Raw genomic sequence first — 19,009 nt, forward strand, 5'->3', positions numbered from 1 at the left:
GGCGTTTTACAGAATTTTTTAAAAAAGAGCTATTTAGCTCTTTTTTTTTGCCTGTATTAAAGCAGTGAGCTTACCTAAGTTAAGCTTATTTCCGCATGCCTAATTAGGTATCAATGCAGAGCGTTGTAAGGCAAGGCTTAGCATAAAAAATCCCTGCTAATTGCTTAGCAGGGATTTAATAAAAACGCTTAAGCTTTAATTAATTACGCTTTTAATGCTTTGTCACCACGGCCGATCCCTACAGCACCAGAGCGCACCACTTCAATAATGTCGGTTTCATGGCGTAGGGTGTCTAAAAACGATTCTATTTTGTCTGTGCTGCTTACCAGTTGTAAGCTGTAGCTTTGGCGTCCCATATCTAAAATAGCACCTTGAAACACATCTACAACACGTGTAACCGCTGCTCGTGTGGTTTCGTCTTGGGCAAATACTTTAACAAGTAATAATTCACGTTCGATGTGACTCATTTCAGTCAAATCAATAATTTTAAGTACATCAACTAATTTATTAACTTGTTTAGTAATTTGCTCAACGATTCTATCATCACCCATAGTGGTAATGGTGATACGTGACAGTGACTCATCATCAGTAGTACCCACTGTTAAGCTATCTATGTTGTAGGCGCGCTGTGAAAAAAGCCCAACAATGCGAGATAAGGCTCCTGGTTCGTTTTCTAATAAAATAGATAATATACGACGCATTATGCTTTTACTCCTTTACGTAACCACATCTCATCAATGCCACCTAGTTTAATTTGCATTGGATATACATGTTCTTTTTCATCAACGTTAATATCTAAAAATACTAAACGGTCGTTAATGCTCATGGCTTTATCTATAGCAGGTTGTAGCTCATCTAAAGTATCTACCTTTATGCCTACATGGCCATAGCTTTCAACAAGTTTTACAAAGTCAGGTAATGAGTCCATATATGAAGATGAATGGCGACCGCCGTAAATCATATCTTGCCATTGGCGAACCATGCCTAGTGAGCGGTTATTTAGCGAAACCACTTTTACAGCCAAGTTGTACTGTAAACATGTTGATAGCTCTTGAATATTCATTTGAATAGAGCCATCGCCGGTTACACACACTGACTCTTTATCAGGAAAGGCAAGCTTAACACCCATCGCTGCTGGTAAGCCAAAGCCCATGGTGCCTAAGCCCCCTGAATTGATCCATTGGCGAGGGTTTTTAAATGGATAATATTGCGCTGCAAACATTTGGTGCTGACCCACATCAGAGCTTACATATGCGTCACCATTAGTGGCTTTATACACTGCTTCTATAACGGCTTGAGGCTTTATTTTGTCGCCATCGGTGTTGTAGCTTAGGCACTTTTGCTCGCGCCAGCTAATAATTTGTCGCCACCAATCCTCTTGTGCACTGCGATCAATTTGAATACTGCTTTTATCTATGCCGGCTTGCAGTTGCTCCATCACAGTGGCTAAACAGCCCACCACCGGAATGTGTGCTTTAATCGTTTTAGAAATAGAGGTCGGGTCTACATCAACGTGAACGATGGTTGCATTAGGGCAAAACTTTTTAACATTATTGGTTACACGATCATCAAAACGTGCTCCCAGTGCTAAAATTACATCGGCATTTGCCATGGCTTTATTGGCTTCAAGCGTACCGTGCATACCCAGCATACCCACGTAATTTGGGTGAATACCCGAAATACCGCCTAAGCCCATTAATGTATTAGTGATAGGTGCATTTAGCGATTCAACTAAGCGGGTTAATTGCTCAGAGGTGTTAGATAAAATAATACCGCCGCCTGAGTATATAACCAGTTTTTTTGCTTCTAAAATTGCGGTAACTGCTTTGCGAATTTGTTTTGAGTGGCCCTTTGTATTTGGGCTGTACGTTCTAAGCTCTGTTGTTTTAGGGAAGTTGTACTCAAACTTAATAGCAGGGTTAAGCATATCTTTTGGTAGCTCAACAACAACGGGTCCTGGGCGGCCAGTACTTGCAATGTAAAACGCTTTTGCCAAAATAGCCGGAATTTCTTCAGCGCTTCTGCAGTTAAAACTATGTTTTACAACCGGGCGAGAACAGCCAACAATGTCAGTTTCTTGGAATGCATCGTCACCAATCAAGCTAGTAGGTACTTGCCCCGATAATACCACCATCGGGATTGAGTCCATATAAGCGGTGGCAATACCTGTAATACAGTTAGTTGCGCCAGGGCCTGAGGTAGCAAGTACAACACCAACTTCGCCAGTAGCACGGGCATAACCGTCAGCCATATGGGTTGCGGCTTGTTCGTGACGCACTAAAATATGTTCAATGTCTTCTTGTTGAAAAAGTGCATCGTATAAATCTAAAACCGATCCACCTGGGTAGCCAAATATATACTTAACCTTCAACTCTTTTAATGCCTGAACAACTAGTTCAGAACCATTATATTCTTGTTTGCTCATCCTCATTCCTCTGTGCGCTGTTTATGCATAAAAAAACCCCCGCGTAGTGCGAGGGTTTTTAAAAAGCAATTTCACTTTTTAATACATCCCCGCTGGGCTTATCACTAAGACCACTACGAGTACGATTAAAAGGTGAAGTTGTTTTTTCATAATTGTCACTTTATAAAAAGCAAAATGCTGCTTTAGATTAAAAATTCTATATGGGGTTATTTTTAAGGGTTTTACGTGCTTATGTCAACCTTGAAAGGGCTGTTTTGGATTAAAATTTCAAATTAATTTGTTTTTATACTAAAAAGTTGCACGCTATTTGTATTTATATAAAAAATATGAAGAAATTATGCTGATTTTACCGAGTAGCCATAATGGGTAAATAGGTGATTTGAGCGCTGTGCTTAATGCATATATTAGGTATGATAGAGCAATAGTTTATCTGGGGAAGATACAGTGAAAAAAATAATATGGCTTGGCTTATTTCTTTGCAGCCTAAATCTTAACGCAGCAAATACCAGCGCGCATGACCCAGGTATTATCAACAAACAAAGAATAGAGTATTGGTTAAATAAACGCGCTGATACCCAACAAACCACTAACAAGCCAACGGTTGAAAGCTACTTAGCGAATACTGCAATGCTTAACCCTTCGCAGTTAAAACCTGTTTCTACCATGAAAGCCCGCTTAACCGCTAAGCAAGCCAATAAGCAGCTGCAATATGCAAGTGCGGCTAGCCCCAGTAGCGCGCTAAATGAGGTTAAAGTACTGGCTATTTTAATTGATTTTCCTGATTTAAAGTACGATGACAATCAGCTAGTTGATGATGATACCGATATGTATTACGAAAATTATACAAAGGAGCATTACCAACAATTGCTTTTTAATGAGGGTGGGTTTATTGGACCTAATAATGAAACGCTTAGCAGCGTATACGATTATTATTACGATGCATCAGGTGCTAGCTTAACTTTTAGCGGGCAAGTATATGGGTGGGTTAGGGCAGATAGTAATGCAAAAACCTATGGTGAGCGCGTAGGCAACACGCGCGATATAAATGTCCCCGCACTGATACAAGAAGCAGTCGAAAAAGCCACTGCACAATTTGATATTGATTTAACGCAATATGATTTAACAGATTTAGATGATATTGACGGCGATGGCATTATCAACGAGCCAAACGGCATTATCGACCATGTTATGGTTTTTCATTCCAGTATTGGTGAAGAATCCGGTGGAGGCTATTTAGGCGTTGATGCAATTTGGTCTCACCGCTACTACGTATTTGATGAAAACAGTGAACCTGTCAGTATTGCGGGTAGTAGCGTTAAGTTATCGGGTTATACGATAAATCCAATAGATGCCAGCATAGGTGTCGTTGCGCATGAATTTGGTCATGACTTAGGTTTAGCAGATGAGTACGATTTACAGTCAAATACCGTGGGTGAGCCTGTATCGTCTTGGTCAATAATGTCTACTGGTAGCTGGGCTGGTGGGCCTAGAGGTTCACAGCCCGTTATGTTTAGTGCACAGGCGCTTGAGTATTTACAAAACAGATACCAAGGCAATTGGGTGAACCAGCTTAATTTAACCATGGAGGAAGTGAGCAGTCAGCCTCAGCAGTCGCTAGTTTATACTAGCTCACTTTCTCAGCAGCAAAGCCAAATTAAAGTGACACTTGCGCAGCAGCTAGAAAAATTTAAAACCCCGGTTGAAGGTGATTTTCAATTTTACTCTGGTACAGGTAACAACCTAACACACACGCTCTCACAAACCGTGACCTTACCTGAGGCGGCTACACCACTGACTCTTAGCTTTTTAGCTTACTACAGTATTGAGCGCGATTATGACCTTGTACAAGTAAAGGTAAACCAAACTCCTTTAGCTGGTAATTATACAATCGAGACAAATCCTTATTATGGCGATATAGGCCCGTATATAACTGGTGATTCGTTTTTACATGCAGATGCGCAGCAACCTAATGGTTTTTTAATGCATGAGTTTGATTTAACACAATATGCAGGACAAACCATTACATTAAGTATTGAGTATATTACCGATACAAACACACAGTATTATGGTTTTGTAGCCGATGATTTAAAAATAACAAACAACAATACTGTGATTTGGCAAAATAACGCAGAGCAGCCAAGTATTAACTTAGCGTTAAATGGTTTTAGCCGCGTGAGTAGTTATATTTATGCTAAACCAGCCCACTACTATATACAGCTACGTGCGCACAGAGGTGTGGATGCCGGCTTACAAGCAGAGCAATATTCACCGGGAGTTTTATTATGGTATAGCAATAGTGCATTTGATAACAACAACACAACTGATCACCCAGGGGGTGGTTTTAATTTAGTGGTTGATGCGGATCAAAAGCCAATTTATCGCGGTACAAGTAGCACCACACTTGCAGATACACCTATACAAGTACGCGATGCTGCATTTAGTTTATATCAGCAAAGTGCAGGTTTAGGCGATCAAGACTTAGCTGCCATTAGTGAGTTCAATGATCATTTTGATTACAGCTTTACGCAGCAGGCTGAATCAGGTGTGGTGCTTACTCCCCAAGGGTTTAACTTTGAAATAGTCAGCCAACACCCTGAAAGTGAAACAGCAGAGCTTTTGCTTAGCTATGATGCGCTACAACAAATAACCACAACAGTAAACGAGGCAACCGTTAGCTTTAATGTAGCCGGTTTAAAGTTAACCCCCACAGATACATTTTTATGGGACTTTGGTGATGGGCAATCGAGTACTGAGCTAAGTCCTACACATACCTATGCCGATTATGGCACCTATAGCGTTACCTTTACGGCAACGAGTGAGACGACTACGCAAACACAAACTAAACAAATTACCATCACAAAGCCGCTAGAAATTGAAAATTTAACGTATCAGTTAAATGGTGCGACTTTATCTGCTCAAGCAATCGTAACTGGCGGTGAAGCACCTTACAACATGAGTTGGTTTATAGATGGTGAACCCGTATCGCAAACTGAAAACCTAGATTACCAATTTAGCTACTCTGGAGATTACACCCTCGCGTTAATAGTAACTGATACGCAAGGGATAAGTGTTAGCCAACAGCATGCTTTGAGTGTTAACGCACCGCTGCAATTAAGTACACGCCATACGGCAAATAACTTAACGGTACAATTTAATAGCTCACCATTAGGTGGATCTGGTAATTATACATATAGCTGGGATTATGGCGATAGCAGCCCACTAGGTACAACGCAAAACCCAAGTCATAATTACCAAGGTGCAGGTAGTTATATGGTAAAACTTGTGCTCACAGACAGTCAAACCAATGAAGTTATAAGTAGTGAGCTAACAGTCTCGGTACAAGAAGCGCAAAGTGAATCGTCATCAAGTGGTGGGGCAATAGGTTATTTAATTGCGCTATTAGTGATAAGTGGATTTTACCGGCGTACCAGCAATAAAGTTTAATGATTTTGTGAAGTAATACCAATCGACTTAAATGTCTAATAACTTAACACCAGTGGTATAAAAGGTGATGCTCGCTGCATTAAAAATTCTATTTAAAATAAATAGCGTAGTTATGCCAAGTGATGTTATCAACAAAGGTTAAAATACAAAAAAGCCAGCAATATGCTGGCTTTTTAGGCTTAAAACAAGATTAACCTTGTTAAATTATAAACGGTCGATTACTGATTGAGTGAAATCAGTTGTACCGTGGCTGCCGCCTAAGTCACGTGTTGTGCGATCGCCAGATTTAATTACATCAGCTACTGCGCTGCGAATACGCTCAGCCGTGTCGCCCATATCTAAGTGCTCAAGCATTTGGATAGACGCTAAAATTACTGAAGTAGGGTTTGCTAGGTTTTTGCCAGCAATATCTGGTGCACTACCGTGAACGGCTTCAAAAATAGCAGCATCTTCACCAATGTTTGCACCTGGTGCCATACCTAAACCGCCAACTAAGCCAGCACAAAGGTCAGATAAAATGTCGCCAAATAAGTTAGTTGTTACTACAACGTCAAACTCTTCTGGTGTCATTACTAGCTTCATACATGTTGCGTCAACAATCATTTCAGTTGATTCAATTTGCGGGTAACGCTCAGCAACTTCACGTGCAACTTTTAAAAATAAGCCAGAGGTAGATTTTAAGATATTTGCTTTGTGTACTGCGGTTACTTTTTTACGGCCTTCACGTACTGCTAACTCGTAGGCAAAAGTGATGATTTTCTCAGCGCCTTCGCGAGTAATTACAGATTTAGCTTCTGCTTCGTTACCGTCTTCGCTTACTACTTGGCCTAAACCTGAGTACATACCTTGGGTATTTTCACGAATAGTAATGATATCGATATCATCGTAACGTGCTTTAGTACCAACAAAAGATTTAACAGGGCGTACGTTTGCGTATAAACCAAACTGCTTACGTAATGTTACGTTAATAGACGTAAAACCTTCACCTACCGGCGTCGTTAGTGGACCTTTAAGAGTGATTTTGTTTTTAGCGATTGTATCAATTGTTTCTTGAGGAAGTAGCTCGCCAGTTTTTTCTAGTGCAGCTAGGCCTGCATCAACAAATTCATAATCAAAATCGCAACCTGCGGCTTTTAATATTTCAAGTGCTGAGTCGATAATGCTCGGACCGATGCCGTCGCCTTTGATCACTGTGATGGTTTGTTTGGCCATTGACTTTTCCTTTAAAAGAATAAAAAAAGCACATAAATTATTACTAATAATAGTAACTGCTTGTTAGGTCATTTATGTGACGTATGTGGATATATTTTGAGGGCGCATTTATACCAACTTATCGCCCATTTTGCCAGTTTATACTATAAATACAGGGTATAACCTGTGTTTATAGTCAGCATAAGTGACTTAAATGCTGTTATATAGCGATAAGCCTTGCAGTTGCGCAAAAAAATCATCCTCAGATTTAAAGCCTTGTGCTTTTAGCTGCGCATTTAAAGTTTGTTTTTGCCAAGGCGTTAAAGGCAGAGCGGGTTTAAAAATAGTTTGCGCCACGACCTTTAAACTAATCCATAATTTGTGCTGCTCGTTTAGCTCTTTTTTAGGTTGTTGTTCAGCATCGAGTAGGGGCTTGGTCCATGGATTATCACTCAGTAGTTGTGTTAATTCTGTATTTAAATGTTCATAATTAATCGCTTCCACCCCAAAAAAGGCTGCTAATGGGGCACTATAAGTTTGGTTAGGCACGCTACTTATGGTTACTTTTGCACAGAGCTGTGCACTGCAATGGGTTAATAAATAATGTACGTAACCATAGATGGGCAAGGCTATATGTTCAAATTGCTGTTTTGGGTTATTACTTACCATTAAAGCTAAAATACTAATAAAGCTATTAAGTTTATTCAGTACGATGTGTTTGTGCGGATGATGTGATGTATCCACTAATTGCTCAAATATAACCCGCTGAATAATCGCCGGTGCATTATCGTAGCCGACCATCGACAAGCTATGGCGTAAGTCTTTGGCGGCTTGGTGCTGATTGTTATAGGGCCTGACTGCTTGGCAGAGCTTCTGTGTTATTTCACTAAAAGGGGCTAGTAACTTATCTAAGCCTTTAAAACTATATTCATGCGCTACTTTTATATGACTCACTAACGCTATTAATTCGGCCTTTGAACTTATCTGCGCCGGGGCTTTACGTACCAGGTGCTCATTGTTCCAGGCTAAAAATAATACCCGTTTATCAGTACATAGCCATTGCAGTGGTTGATCTTTAAGTGAGGTTTTAACCTTGTACCACGCCAATTTTTTCTCATTATTGGCATTAATTAGTATATGCTTATTAGCCTCATCACTTGCTAGATAAACCATTGCTTGGTCGCTGTAAACAATTTTACTGCCTGGCAGGTGTGGGCCTATATGCGCTATTAAATCCTTAATTAACCTTTGCGCAAATGGGTTAGCTGTTTTGACATACAATTCACCCAAAGCTTTGTAAAAATTTAATGGGTTTTTTTTCGATGTATAGGTTATGTTCATCGCTATAATATTACTTAATGCGCACAAGGTTATGGCATTGTCATATAGCATTATGTCGCTAGTGCTTAGTAACGCTTGCTTATACTTATTTAGTTTAGCCAACATACGCACGCTATTTTGGGTAGGGTGCTGTGCACTGAGCAATACTTTTGCTGCTAGCTGATGGCGAAAACGCCATATTTTTTTATCGCTGAGTGTAAGCATTTGCTGCTGCGCAATTTTATTATGCTGCGCTACAACGCAGCAATGTTCTACCAATGCAACACCAATATAAAGCTCGGTTAGTTCGTCATCAAATTGCTGGCTAGCGCACAGTGCGGTGCTAATAACACATTGGTTAATAACGAGGTTTGTAGCAAAGTCGTAGTGGCTGGTGTACAAGCTTAAACGCGCTTGTAAAGCGTGCGGGTGTTGCTGATACAAAACGCGATAGTGCTGGGCTGTTTGTACAACAAGCGGATAAAGATGTTGCCACTGCGTTTTGTCACTATAAATTGTTAGTATTTGATGTGTGTTATGCAGTAACCGCACTAACTGTTTTGAAATGGGCTCATCCATTGGCCATCACCTGATCTTTTCCTGATAAGTTGTATAGGCGCTGGGGCCCCATAAAAATAACTCACCATTTTTAAATAATAAGCCGGTGCATTCATCCATCGTGGTTATGCCATCTGAAGTTTGGTGCTGAGTACGGTAAAAAACAATCTGCCATACTTGGTCTTTGTTACGTTTGGCATAGGTTAAATCGGGGCTTCCTAAATAATCGAGTACACTGTTTAAAGTAACCGCCTCATCAATTGACAGCTTTCTTATGTATCGCTCGTTAAAAGCCTCACGGTCTTGCCAAATCATTGCTTGCGGGTCATCTTTATAAAAGGTGATCACTAAAGTCGCAATGAGTGCATACAAGCCTAACCCTAATATTAAGTATCTTATAAACTTTTTAATCATTTTTAACTCACACTCGCAACAATAAAGTGAGTATATGTTGTGCGCTTAAACAGTGCTATCAACATGCGACTAATGCAACCTTAACTGCTTTAAACTAAAACCTAGCTGTATATCTGTTCGTAAAGTTACTAATTGTTTAGAAATAACATACATGTCTTTTTGCTCAACTAGCTTTCTTTGAATACTGCTTGATAGGGCATCATCTTCTATGGCGCTATCTATGCTTTCGTAGGTATTTACAATAAGCTGAGCCGATTTAGTCCCTATGCCTTTAACGCCGGGTACATCGTTAGTTTTATCACCCGCTAAGGCCCAAAAATCAATAAGTTTACTTTGCTCAATACCAAAGCGCTGCTCAATGCTGACGCAATCTAGGTAGCTCTTTTTAAAATAATCGTACACACAAATATAGTCGTTCAAAAAAGGTAAAAAACCCTTATCTGTAGAAACAATGGTACTGTTTATCTTATTTTTTGCAGCTTTGTCGGCTAAGGTGGCTATGATATCGTCGGCTTCATCGTTAAGCGGTTCAAATACAACGATACCCGTTTGCTCTATAGCTTCTTTAAAGTTGTGCAGCGCATTTTTAAGCGTGTCGGGCATGGGGGCCCTAGAGTGTTTATATTGCTTATAAAAGTGGTAGCGCCAGCTTTTGTCGCCATCAAAGACAGCTATAGCGTGAGTGGCATTTGTTGACTGTAAAAGCTTTTTGCAAGCATGTGCTACGCGCGCGCAACTGGCCTTTAGCATCTGTTCTTCACTATGGTGTGTTTGGTTAGCGTCAACTGCGTAAATGCGCCTAATTAAATTAAGCGCATCAATTAAAAGTAAATGGGGTTTCAAATAGTCAAACTCATGCTTTTATTTCATAACAAGGGATATACTTACTACCGGGTAACTTCATACGACCTTGGTCTACAAATGCTTGTAATAGTTTATCCATATCTTTCATTAAATCAGGCTCACCACTTAACACATAAGGTCCATGTGCTTTTATAGCGCGTAGGCCTTCATCTTTAACATTGCCAGCAACAATCCCCGAAAACGCTCTACGTAGGTTAGCCGCTAATTGCTGCTTGGGCTGTTCTAGGTGCAAATCTAAACTTGCCATGTTTTCGTGCGTAGGTGCAAAAGGTTGCTGAAAATCGTTATCGATTTTAAGTGTCCAGTTAAAGTAGTAGGCATCGCCTTGGCTTTTACGATAATTACGTACATTTGCCATAGCTGATTTTAATTTTTGCCCTACTAGCGCTGGATCATCAATGATTACTTCAAACTTATCAAGGGCTTCTTTGCCTAATGTCAGCTCTACAAACTTACATAACTCGCTAAAGTACGCTTCGCTTTCTTTAGGGCCGGTTAAAATAACAGGCAAACACTGTTTTTCGTTATCTGGGTGCAGCAAAATACCTAATAAATAAAGTAATTCTTCTGCAGTACCTGCACCACCTGGAAATATAATAATTGCATGCGCCGTTCTAATAAATGCTTCAAGGCGCTTTTCAATGTCAGGCAAAATTACCAGCTCATTTACAATAGGGTTTGGCGGCTCTGCGGCAATGATACTAGGCTCAGTTAAACCAAGATAACGGTTTTCGCTAATGCGCTGTTTAGCATGGCCAATAGTGGCACCTTTCATCGGGCCTTTCATCGCGCCTGGGCCGCAGCCAGTGCATATATTTAAACCACGTAAACCAAGCTCGTAACCTACTTGCTTAGTGTATTTATATTCTATTTCGTTAATTGAATGCCCGCCCCAACATACAATCATATTTGGCTCACTGTTAACACGCAGTGCGCCGGCGTTTCTAAGCATATCAAATACCATATGGGTAATGGCTTTTTGCTGTTTAAGATCTTTTTCGTATTTTTGGCAAATAAATAAAATATCGCGGATCACCGAAAAAATATGCTCGTGAATACCGGTAATTATTTCACCATCAACAAAGGCGGTTTCGGGAGGGTTTTCTAACTCAATTTTAATGCCACGCTCGCGACTGACTAGGCGTATATCAAAGTCTTGGTATTTGTCGTAAATTTCATTACTTGCGTCTGTGTGGCTGCCTACGTTAAGGACGGCTAAGGCACAGTTTCTAAAAAGTCGATAACGTTCACTGGCTGAAGATTGCTCTAATAAATCAACTTCCAATTGTGACAGTAAATCTAAAACCCCAGTCGGGTTTAACTGTATTAACATCGGCATTCTCCTTGTTGCTTAAAATGTAAAAACTGCATGTCATTTACTTTAGCACTCAAGCTAATTGAGAATTATGACATTATTTACTCATACAAAGGCGATCCCGACCCGTTTTTTTTGCTTCATAGAGGGCGTCATCTGCTCTGTCGAATGCTTTGAGCGGTGTATCGCCTTTTTTAAATTGTGTAGCGCCTAACGAAATGGTGATTTCTATTTCTTTTTCTCTAAATTTAAAAGGAATATTTTTAATCACTTTTCTAAGTTTTTCAAGCGGCTGCGCTGCGTTTAACAACGAAAGCCCAGGCATTAGTAGTACAAATTCCTCTCCGCCGTAGCGGGCTATAAAATCAGACTGCCGGACTGATTTTTGCAGCGCCTTTGCAATAACTTGTAAGGTTATATCGCCTGCAGTATGACCAAACCTGTCATTAATTGACTTAAAGTGATCCACATCAATAACCACTAGGGTAACATCCGAAGCCTGCACATTAAATAAGTGAAGCTCATGGTTGTAACGCTCATCAAAGGCTGCTCTATTTGGAAGTTTTGTAAGGCTGTCGAGTAAACTTTTAAAGCGTTGCTCGTTTAGGCGTTTTTTATATTTAGTTAGTTTGCCTTCTAAGCTGCCAATTCGATCGTTTATTTCATCAAAACTGGCAATCAGAGTTTCGCGGTCTTTTCTTTCTAGCTGCTCTTTAGCAATAAAGTCTTTACTGAGTGATCTTAGCTCGTTGTCTACTAATTCTTTTAATGAGGAAATAGACGTAGCCGATTGGGTTTGCTCGTTTAAGTGCTTTATTTTCCCTTCAATACGTTTGTTGAGCGTATCGAACTCTTCACCCATTGATTTAGAGTGCTGGCTGGTAGATACAATTGATGAGTGCAACTCTTCTAACGTTTGATTAAGTGAGACTAAAAAGCTTTGTGCCGATTGGCGCTCTTTACTGATATTTTTAACCACAACGCTAATTATATTTAAAGCGGCTTGCAACAGTGCTTCTACATTATCGTTTTCGGTAATCGCATTTTTTATTTGTTTAATTTGCTCTGTCGATTCATCCTCTAATACCAGCTCATTTGCAAGCTCTAATAACTTTTTAGCCATATGAGGAGAAGCATTGGTACTTGTTTCATCCGAGGCTGATAGCTTGCTCTGTAAAGCATGATGATAAAAGTTTATTAGCTGATTTAAAATCGGAATGTAATCGTGGGTAGACTGTACATTATTAATTTCGTGGTCGAGTAAATGTCTTAAGGTGCGACGGGTATCGTCTGGCAAGCCTTTGGTTTTTTGTAAAAGCTTACCGGCTGTTTGTACGCTCGAAAACAGCTCTCGCTGATGGGCTGTTTGTAACGCCTCTTGGTTTTGCAGTAACAATAAAATGTCATCTATTAAAGGGGATAATATTTCAAACCCGACACCTTTATTTAGCGAACTTCTAAATTTGGCGAGTTTATTATCAAGCTCAATATCAAGCCCTTTACAGCTTAAAGACAGTTTTGCAGTTAGATTTGATAAAGTATCAACTTGGAGCTTACGCGCATTTTCAATGGCTACCCTTGCTTCAATTGCTTGCTTTAACTTTTTATCTACAGCGTTAGAGTTTTCAGACACCTAAGCATACCGCCATTGTATTAATTACATTACCTTCAGTTTACAACAAAATCATATTAAGTGTAGTTATCTAATTAAAAACTTAGCATTTTTACTTAGACCCTGCATGTAAACTGAGCTATTAGGTTGTTTGTCGTTTTTAATTCACTTTTAATTTATGCCTTGTTAGGCTTATTTCAAATAATAAGTAACTTTGAGTCATTATGAAAAAGCGTTTTGTCCTGTCAATGTTAGCGGCCTGTTGTGCAGCCCCTGCGTTAGCCGATGTAAATTATTCTTTAAGTATTACACAGCCACAACATCATTTAGGTAATGTAAGTGTAGAGTTTCCAAAGTCGGCGCAATCGCATATCGATGTTAAATTGCCTGCATGGCGCACTGGGCGCTACGAAATATTAAATTTAGCCAATGGGGTACGTTACTTTGCGGCCACAGACGACAATGGCAATGCATTAAAATGGGAAAAAATTAACCACAGCACATGGCGAGTGCATTTAGCTGAGCCAACACACGTCAATATTGATTACCAAGTCTATGCAAACGAGTTAGGTAAACGTGCACGCCACATAGACGATAGCCATGCGTTTATTGATGCATCTGGCTTTTTTATGTTTAGTGAATCGTTTCGCCAAGAGCCAGTTACCGTAGATTTAAAGGTGCCTAAAGCGTGGCGCTCTGTATCAGGCATGGAAAATGCGAGTAATAAACACAGTTTCAAAGCCGCAGATTACGATGTACTGGTAGACTCACCAATAGAAACAGGAATTAACAAACTTCATAAATTTGAAGTAGATGGCCGCCAATACGAGTTAGTTATATGGGGCGAAGGCAACTACGATGAGCAACTAATGCTTACTGATTTAAAAAAATTAGTCACCACAGGTAATGTTATTTGGGATAGCTACCCGTATGAGCGTTATGTATTTATGGTGCATGCTACATCGGGTGCTGGCGGGGCAACTGAGCATTTAAACTCAACCATTATACAGCGCCCACGGAATCGTTTTGGTAGCCGCGAAGACTACTTAGGCTTTATAAGTACCGCCGCGCATGAATTTATTCATACTTGGAATGTAAAAGCTTACCGCCCTAAAGGGCTGGCGCCTTATGATTACACCAACATGAACTACTCAAATTTATTATGGATTTCGGAAGGTTCTACTAGCTACTTTGAAGATCATCTATTAGTGCGCTCAGGCATAGAAACCACCGATGAGTTTTTTAAAGTGATGAGTAAAACGATTAATCGCCACTTACAAACACCAGGTCGAGAAGTACAAAGTGCCAGCGAAACAAGCTTTGATAAATGGATAAACCAAGGCGGCGACCACGCGCGTAATTACAGCACCAATATTTACTTAGAAGGCTCATTGCTTTCTATGTTGTTAGATATACATTTATTAGAAACAACCCAGGCAAAAGTTAATTACCGCCAAGTACACAATGCTTTATACAACAAGCACACGTTACCACAAGGGTTTACTGAGCAAGATGTACTGGCAATATTAAAAGACCTAACAGGTGAAGACTACACAACGTGGTGGCACGATAACGTGAGCACCCCAGCTAATATAGATTTTGATGCTTTATTAGGTAAAGTTGGCTTAAAGCTTACTCGTCCTGAGAGCGCTAAGCCATTAGCAAGCATTGATGCAACTGCAAAAAATAGCGGTGAGTTATTAACGCTCACCCACGTTCGCAGAGGCGGAGCAGCATGGCAGGCGGGCCTCACAACAGACGATAAAATTGTGGCGGTTAACAAGCAGCATGTAGGAAAAGATTTAAAATCGAGCTTAGAAGTATTTAAAGCGGGTGAAAAAGTCACTATCGATTTTATTCGTCGCGACGCACTTCAATCGACAACCCTCGTTTTATCGCAAGATTATGATAAACCTAAAAAGGTGGTTGCTGATAAAAATGCAACTTTATCTCAACGGGCCTTATTTAAAGCATGGATGGGGGTAGAGCACCCCATTAATGTGAAAGCTGATTAACATAATAGCGTTTAATAAAAGGAGCTTTGGCTCCTTTTTTTATATCTTATGCAAAGGTATATCACTTAAAAACCAACCTAAAAGTGCTAATTTTAAGAGTACGTCCTATTATTGTGTTAATAACGACTCTAGGTTGCGTATAAATGAAGTCATTAAAAACCACTCAAATCCTCTCACATCAATTTGTGCTTAACGATCCGCTGCATCAGTTATTTGATGCGATACACAGTATTTCTGTGCAAGGATACGATGAGCAGCGCCGCGTTATTTATTGGAATAAAGGCAGTGAGCTGCTTTATGGCTTTACAAAAGAGTACGCAACCGGAAAAAAACTAGAAGATTTAATTATCCCACCTCCAATGCAAGATGCGGTTATAGATGCTCATCGTGAGTGGCTCATAAACGATATCGAAATCCCCGCGGCTGAGCTTACATTACAGCATCAAAATGGCAGCAGTGTTACTGTGTTTTCAAGCCATGTTATGTTTACAAATCAGCATGGGGTAAAACAGATGTACTGCATCGACATAGACTTGAGCGATGTAAAACAAGCACAAGCGCAAGCTATGGATAAACAGCAGATGCTCGAAAAAGTATTTGAAGCCATTCCTGATTTGTACTTTTTACTCAAACCGGATGGCACTATAGTTGATTACCATGCTAATGATTTGAGCAACTTACATTTACAGCCTGAGCAATTTTTAAATAAATCGATGTTTAGCGTATTGCCCTATACTGTAGCCAAAATGTTTAAAGACAATATTCAAGAGCTGTTAATTCACAAAGGTAATGTATGCTTTGAATACGAACTTTTAGTACCCAAAGGCGTGTTGTATTTCGAAGCGCGAGTGAGTTATTTACATCATTCAGACCAAGTAATGGTGATAATTCGCGACATAACAGAGCAGCATGAGTCAAACAAACTTATACGTAAACAAGCCTATTACGATAGCTTAACGCTACTCCCTAATCGTTTTAATTCTTTAAAACGACTTACTCAGCTAATTAACACTGCGAGCGAAAAAAACACTTTAGCCGCTGTTATTTTTATCGACTTAGATGACTTTAAAAAAGTAAACGACACACTCGGGCATGAAATTGGCGATTCATTACTTATCAGCGCCGCTAATAAATTGAGCCAAATAGTTAATGAAAACGCGACCGTAGGCAGGTTGGGGGGCGATGAATTCATTATTTTACAACCAGAGCTACACAGTAAAAAACAGCTAGACGAGATTGTTACACGCTTACTTAAAAGCTTTAGAACCCCCTTTGAAATAGATGGCCGCGAATTGTTATTAACGTTAAGTATTGGCGTGGCTTTGTACCCTGATAATGGGGTAACAGCCTCTGATTTATTACGCCATGCAGACACAGCAATGTACCAAGCAAAAGCGCTTGGCAGAAACACCTACGCCTGCTTTACCAGCGAAATGAATACCGCTATAAAAAGGCGGTTAGCAATAGAAGAGCAGATGCATGTTGCTCTTGAAAAAAATGAATTTGAATTGTATTTCCAACCTAAATGCGATGCTAAAACACTTAAAATAATTGGGGCTGAGGCGCTATTACGCTGGAACAATAGTGTGCTTGGTAAGGTTATGCCCGATGAGTTTATTCCGTTAGCAGAGCAAACAGGTTTAATTATTCCAATTGGAAAGTTTGTTATTGAGCAGGCATTAGCATTTTTAACGCAGTGGCAGGCAAGCTCTCAACAAAACTACAGCATGGCAATTAATTTATCACCAAGCCAATTTAGAGATTCAGAGCTGCTAAGTTTTATAGCAAGCACGTTAGAAAAAACCGGAGTAAGTGCTAAAAATGTCGAGCTTGAAATAACCGAAGGCGTGTTAATGAGCGTGCAAACCAATATTACAGAGTCATTGTATGCACTTAATAAGCTCGGTATTAAACTATCCATGGATGACTTTGGCACAGGCTACTCATCGCTTCGCTATTTAAGGCAATATCCGTTTGAGGTATTAAAAATAGATCGCAGCTTTATTTGTGGTATTACCGAAAACCAAGAAGACTACAGCTTAGTTAAAGCCACAATTGCAATGTCGCATAGCTTAGGCTTAAGTGTGGTAGCTGAAGGCGTAGAAACATCAGCACAACAAAAACTACTAGCCGAGCTAAATTGCGATCTGATTCAAGGTTACTATTTTAGTAAACCGCTGCCTGCATTACAGTTACTTGATTTTAAAGCGTTATAAGTACATTTATTATAAGTGTTAACCTAAACCCAGTGAGCTGTAAATAGCGTAAATTGAGCCGCCCACCGCATTTAGTATTTAAACCCTTTAGCCAAATAACGCTACACATTAATATGATAGGCTTTACTGCTACTGCTACTGCTACTGCTACTGCTACTGCTACTGCTACTGCTACTGCTACTGCTTTGGTATTTTGATAAAACAAAACCTATGCAGTGAAATACAACACCCACTAGATTGAGTAAAACTCATCCCGCAAACTTTAATTCCCCTGACACTCATAATTCATTAATTTAATTCATGTGCATTTTATAAGCTAATGATGCTAGGTTTAATCATCACAATATTGAAGGAAATAATTATGAAATTAGAGTCATTAGCACTGCACCATGGTTACGAGTCTGAAGAAACCACAAAATCAGCAGCAGTGCCTATTTATAATACCTCATCTTACACGTTTGATAACACGCAACACGGCGCTGATTTATTCGACTTAAAAGTACCAGGCAATATTTATACTCGTATTATGAACCCAACCAATGCGGTGCTTGAACAGCGTATTGCTGCAATGGAAGGGGGCATTGGTGCGCTAGCGGTAGCCTCGGGCATGGCAGCTATTACCTATGCTATTCAATGCTTGTGTGAAGTAGGCACTAATATTGTGAGCACCAGCCAAGTATATGGCGGTACATATAACTTATTAGCTCATACGTTACCGCGCCAAGGTATTGAAGCACGCATGATTAAGGCTGATGATTTTAGCGCCTTTGAAGACGCGATTGATGATAATACCCGCGCAGTATTTTGTGAGTCCATTGGTAACCCGGCAGGTAATATTGTCGATATTGAGCGTTTAGCTAACATTGCTCATAGTAAAGGGGTGCCACTTATTGTTGATAATACTGTAGCTACACCGTATTTATGCCGCCCATTTGAGTTAGGTGCCGATATAGTGGTTCATTCACTGACAAAGTATATAAACGGACACGGTACAGCTATTGGCGGTATGATTGTTGATTCAGGTAAATTTGATTGGAAAGCCAATGCCACACGCTTTGCAATGATGAACGAGCCCGATCCGTCTTATCACAATGTGGTCTATACCGATGCCTTTGCAGAAGCAGCCTTTATTGGTCGTTGTAGAGTAGTGCCACTTAGAAATACCGGTGCAGCACTTGCGCCCAAAAACGCATCTGACATTTTAATTGGCCTAGAAACCTTAGGTTTACGAATGGATCGTCACTGCGAAAACGCGCAGCAACTGGCTGAATACTTAGAAAATCACCCTAAAGTACTTTGGGTTAACTACGCTGGTTTAACATCAAGCTCATATAATGCAATGAGCCAAAAAATCACCAGTGGTAAAGCCTCAGGCATTTTAAGTTTTGGTATTGCGGGCGGCCTTGAAGCAGGCACGCGCTTTATTGATGCGCTTAATATGATCTTGCGTTTAGTTAATATTGGTGATGCTAAATCGCTGGCTTGTCACCCAGCGTCAACTACACACCGCCAATTAAATGATGAAGAGCTTGCAAACGCAGGTGTGAGCCGTGATTTAATTCGCCTATCAGTCGGTATTGAAAACATTGCCGATATTATTGCCGATGTAAGCCAAGCGCTCGATAAAGCATAGTT

General features: G+C 40.1%; 12 protein-coding genes. 4 read left to right on the plus strand and 8 right to left on the minus strand.

Annotated features, from left to right (window positions below):
- Positions 1–203 precede the first annotated feature (203 nt).
- Both ilvN and PSH50_RS10415 read right to left on the minus strand, forming a co-directional pair.
- A complete protein-coding gene (gene ilvN, locus PSH50_RS10410) occupies positions 204–701 on the minus strand; it encodes an acetolactate synthase small subunit (RefSeq protein WP_004586403.1) in 498 nt (165 codons plus the stop codon).
- Positions 701–2,425, minus strand: coding sequence for an acetolactate synthase 3 large subunit (locus PSH50_RS10415; protein WP_054981927.1), 1,725 nt, complete (start codon positions 2,423–2,425; stop codon positions 701–703). Before PSH50_RS10415 ends, ilvN begins: the two co-directional genes overlap by 1 nt.
- 444 nt (positions 2,426–2,869) lie before the next feature.
- On the opposite strand from PSH50_RS10415, the gene PSH50_RS10420 reads away from it, so the two are divergent.
- A complete protein-coding gene (locus PSH50_RS10420) occupies positions 2,870–5,869 on the plus strand; it encodes an immune inhibitor A domain-containing protein (RefSeq protein WP_273586346.1) in 3,000 nt (999 codons plus the stop codon).
- A gap of 204 nt (positions 5,870–6,073) precedes the next feature.
- Here the strand turns inward: PSH50_RS10420 and PSH50_RS10425 are convergent, their stop codons facing one another.
- The 6 genes from PSH50_RS10425 to PSH50_RS10450 all read right to left on the minus strand — a co-directional run bounded on the left by PSH50_RS10425 (position 6,074) and on the right by PSH50_RS10450 (position 13,164).
- Complete coding sequence (locus PSH50_RS10425; protein ID WP_004586400.1) at positions 6,074–7,081, minus strand: isocitrate dehydrogenase; 1,008 nt, start codon at positions 7,079–7,081, stop codon at positions 6,074–6,076.
- Between the two features lie 189 nt (positions 7,082–7,270).
- Positions 7,271–8,959, minus strand: a complete 1,689-nt coding sequence (locus PSH50_RS10430) for a hypothetical protein (protein ID WP_273586347.1) — start codon at positions 8,957–8,959, stop codon at positions 7,271–7,273.
- 6 nt (positions 8,960–8,965) lie between these two features.
- Positions 8,966–9,352 carry a DUF3192 domain-containing protein gene (locus PSH50_RS10435; protein WP_004586398.1) on the minus strand — a complete coding sequence of 129 codons (387 nt, stop codon included), beginning with the start codon at positions 9,350–9,352 and terminating at the stop codon, positions 8,966–8,968.
- A gap of 69 nt (positions 9,353–9,421) precedes the next feature.
- On the minus strand, positions 9,422–10,195 hold the full coding sequence (xni, locus tag PSH50_RS10440; RefSeq protein WP_248450211.1) for a flap endonuclease Xni: 774 nt from the start codon (positions 10,193–10,195) through the stop codon (positions 9,422–9,424).
- Positions 10,196–10,205: 10 nt separating this feature from the next.
- Positions 10,206–11,549: a nucleotide 5'-monophosphate nucleosidase PpnN gene (ppnN, locus tag PSH50_RS10445; RefSeq protein WP_273609612.1), complete on the minus strand. Its 1,344-nt coding sequence runs from the start codon at positions 11,547–11,549 to the stop codon at positions 10,206–10,208.
- Between the two features lie 79 nt (positions 11,550–11,628).
- Positions 11,629–13,164: a GGDEF domain-containing protein gene (locus PSH50_RS10450; protein WP_273609613.1), complete on the minus strand. Its 1,536-nt coding sequence runs from the start codon at positions 13,162–13,164 to the stop codon at positions 11,629–11,631.
- 203 nt (positions 13,165–13,367) lie between these two features.
- On the opposite strand from PSH50_RS10450, the gene PSH50_RS10455 reads away from it, so the two are divergent.
- The 3 genes from PSH50_RS10455 (at position 13,368) to PSH50_RS10465 (ending at position 19,007) form a co-directional block, all read left to right on the plus strand.
- Positions 13,368–15,158 (plus strand): M61 family metallopeptidase, encoded by a 1,791-nt coding sequence (locus PSH50_RS10455; protein WP_273586349.1) that lies wholly within the window; start codon positions 13,368–13,370, stop codon positions 15,156–15,158.
- A 143-nt stretch (positions 15,159–15,301) separates the two neighbouring features.
- Positions 15,302–17,374: a bifunctional diguanylate cyclase/phosphodiesterase gene (locus tag PSH50_RS10460; RefSeq protein WP_273586350.1), complete on the plus strand. Its 2,073-nt coding sequence runs from the start codon at positions 15,302–15,304 to the stop codon at positions 17,372–17,374.
- 361 nt (positions 17,375–17,735) lie between these two features.
- The gene (locus PSH50_RS10465) at positions 17,736–19,007 is read left to right on the plus strand and encodes an O-acetylhomoserine aminocarboxypropyltransferase/cysteine synthase family protein (protein WP_273586351.1); all 1,272 of its coding nucleotides are present in this window, start codon (positions 17,736–17,738) and stop codon (positions 19,005–19,007) included.
- Positions 19,008–19,009 lie beyond the last annotated feature (2 nt).

The sequence above is a fragment of the Pseudoalteromonas sp. Angola-7 genome (assembly GCF_028599255.1).
Classification (GTDB): domain Bacteria; phylum Pseudomonadota; class Gammaproteobacteria; order Enterobacterales; family Alteromonadaceae; genus Pseudoalteromonas; species Pseudoalteromonas atlantica.

Bases quoted from the DNA above. Each gene is read 5' to 3' on its own strand.
- ilvN (WP_004586403.1), bottom strand. From the start codon at position 701: ATGCGTCGTATATTATCTATTTTATTAGAAAACGAACCAGGAGCCTTA.
- PSH50_RS10415 (WP_054981927.1), bottom strand. From the start codon at position 2,425: ATGAGCAAACAAGAATATAATGGTTCTGAACTAGTTGTTCAGGCATTA.
- PSH50_RS10425 (WP_004586400.1), bottom strand. From the start codon at position 7,081: ATGGCCAAACAAACCATCACAGTGATCAAAGGCGACGGCATCGGTCCG.
- PSH50_RS10430 (WP_273586347.1), bottom strand. From the start codon at position 8,959: ATGGATGAGCCCATTTCAAAACAGTTAGTGCGGTTACTGCATAACACA.
- PSH50_RS10435 (WP_004586398.1), bottom strand. From the start codon at position 9,352: ATGATTAAAAAGTTTATAAGATACTTAATATTAGGGTTAGGCTTGTAT.
- ppnN (WP_273609612.1), bottom strand. From the start codon at position 11,549: ATGTTAATACAGTTAAACCCGACTGGGGTTTTAGATTTACTGTCACAA.
- PSH50_RS10455 (WP_273586349.1), top strand. From the start codon at position 13,368: ATGAAAAAGCGTTTTGTCCTGTCAATGTTAGCGGCCTGTTGTGCAGCC.
- PSH50_RS10460 (WP_273586350.1), top strand. From the start codon at position 15,302: ATGAAGTCATTAAAAACCACTCAAATCCTCTCACATCAATTTGTGCTT.
- PSH50_RS10465 (WP_273586351.1), top strand. From the start codon at position 17,736: ATGAAATTAGAGTCATTAGCACTGCACCATGGTTACGAGTCTGAAGAA.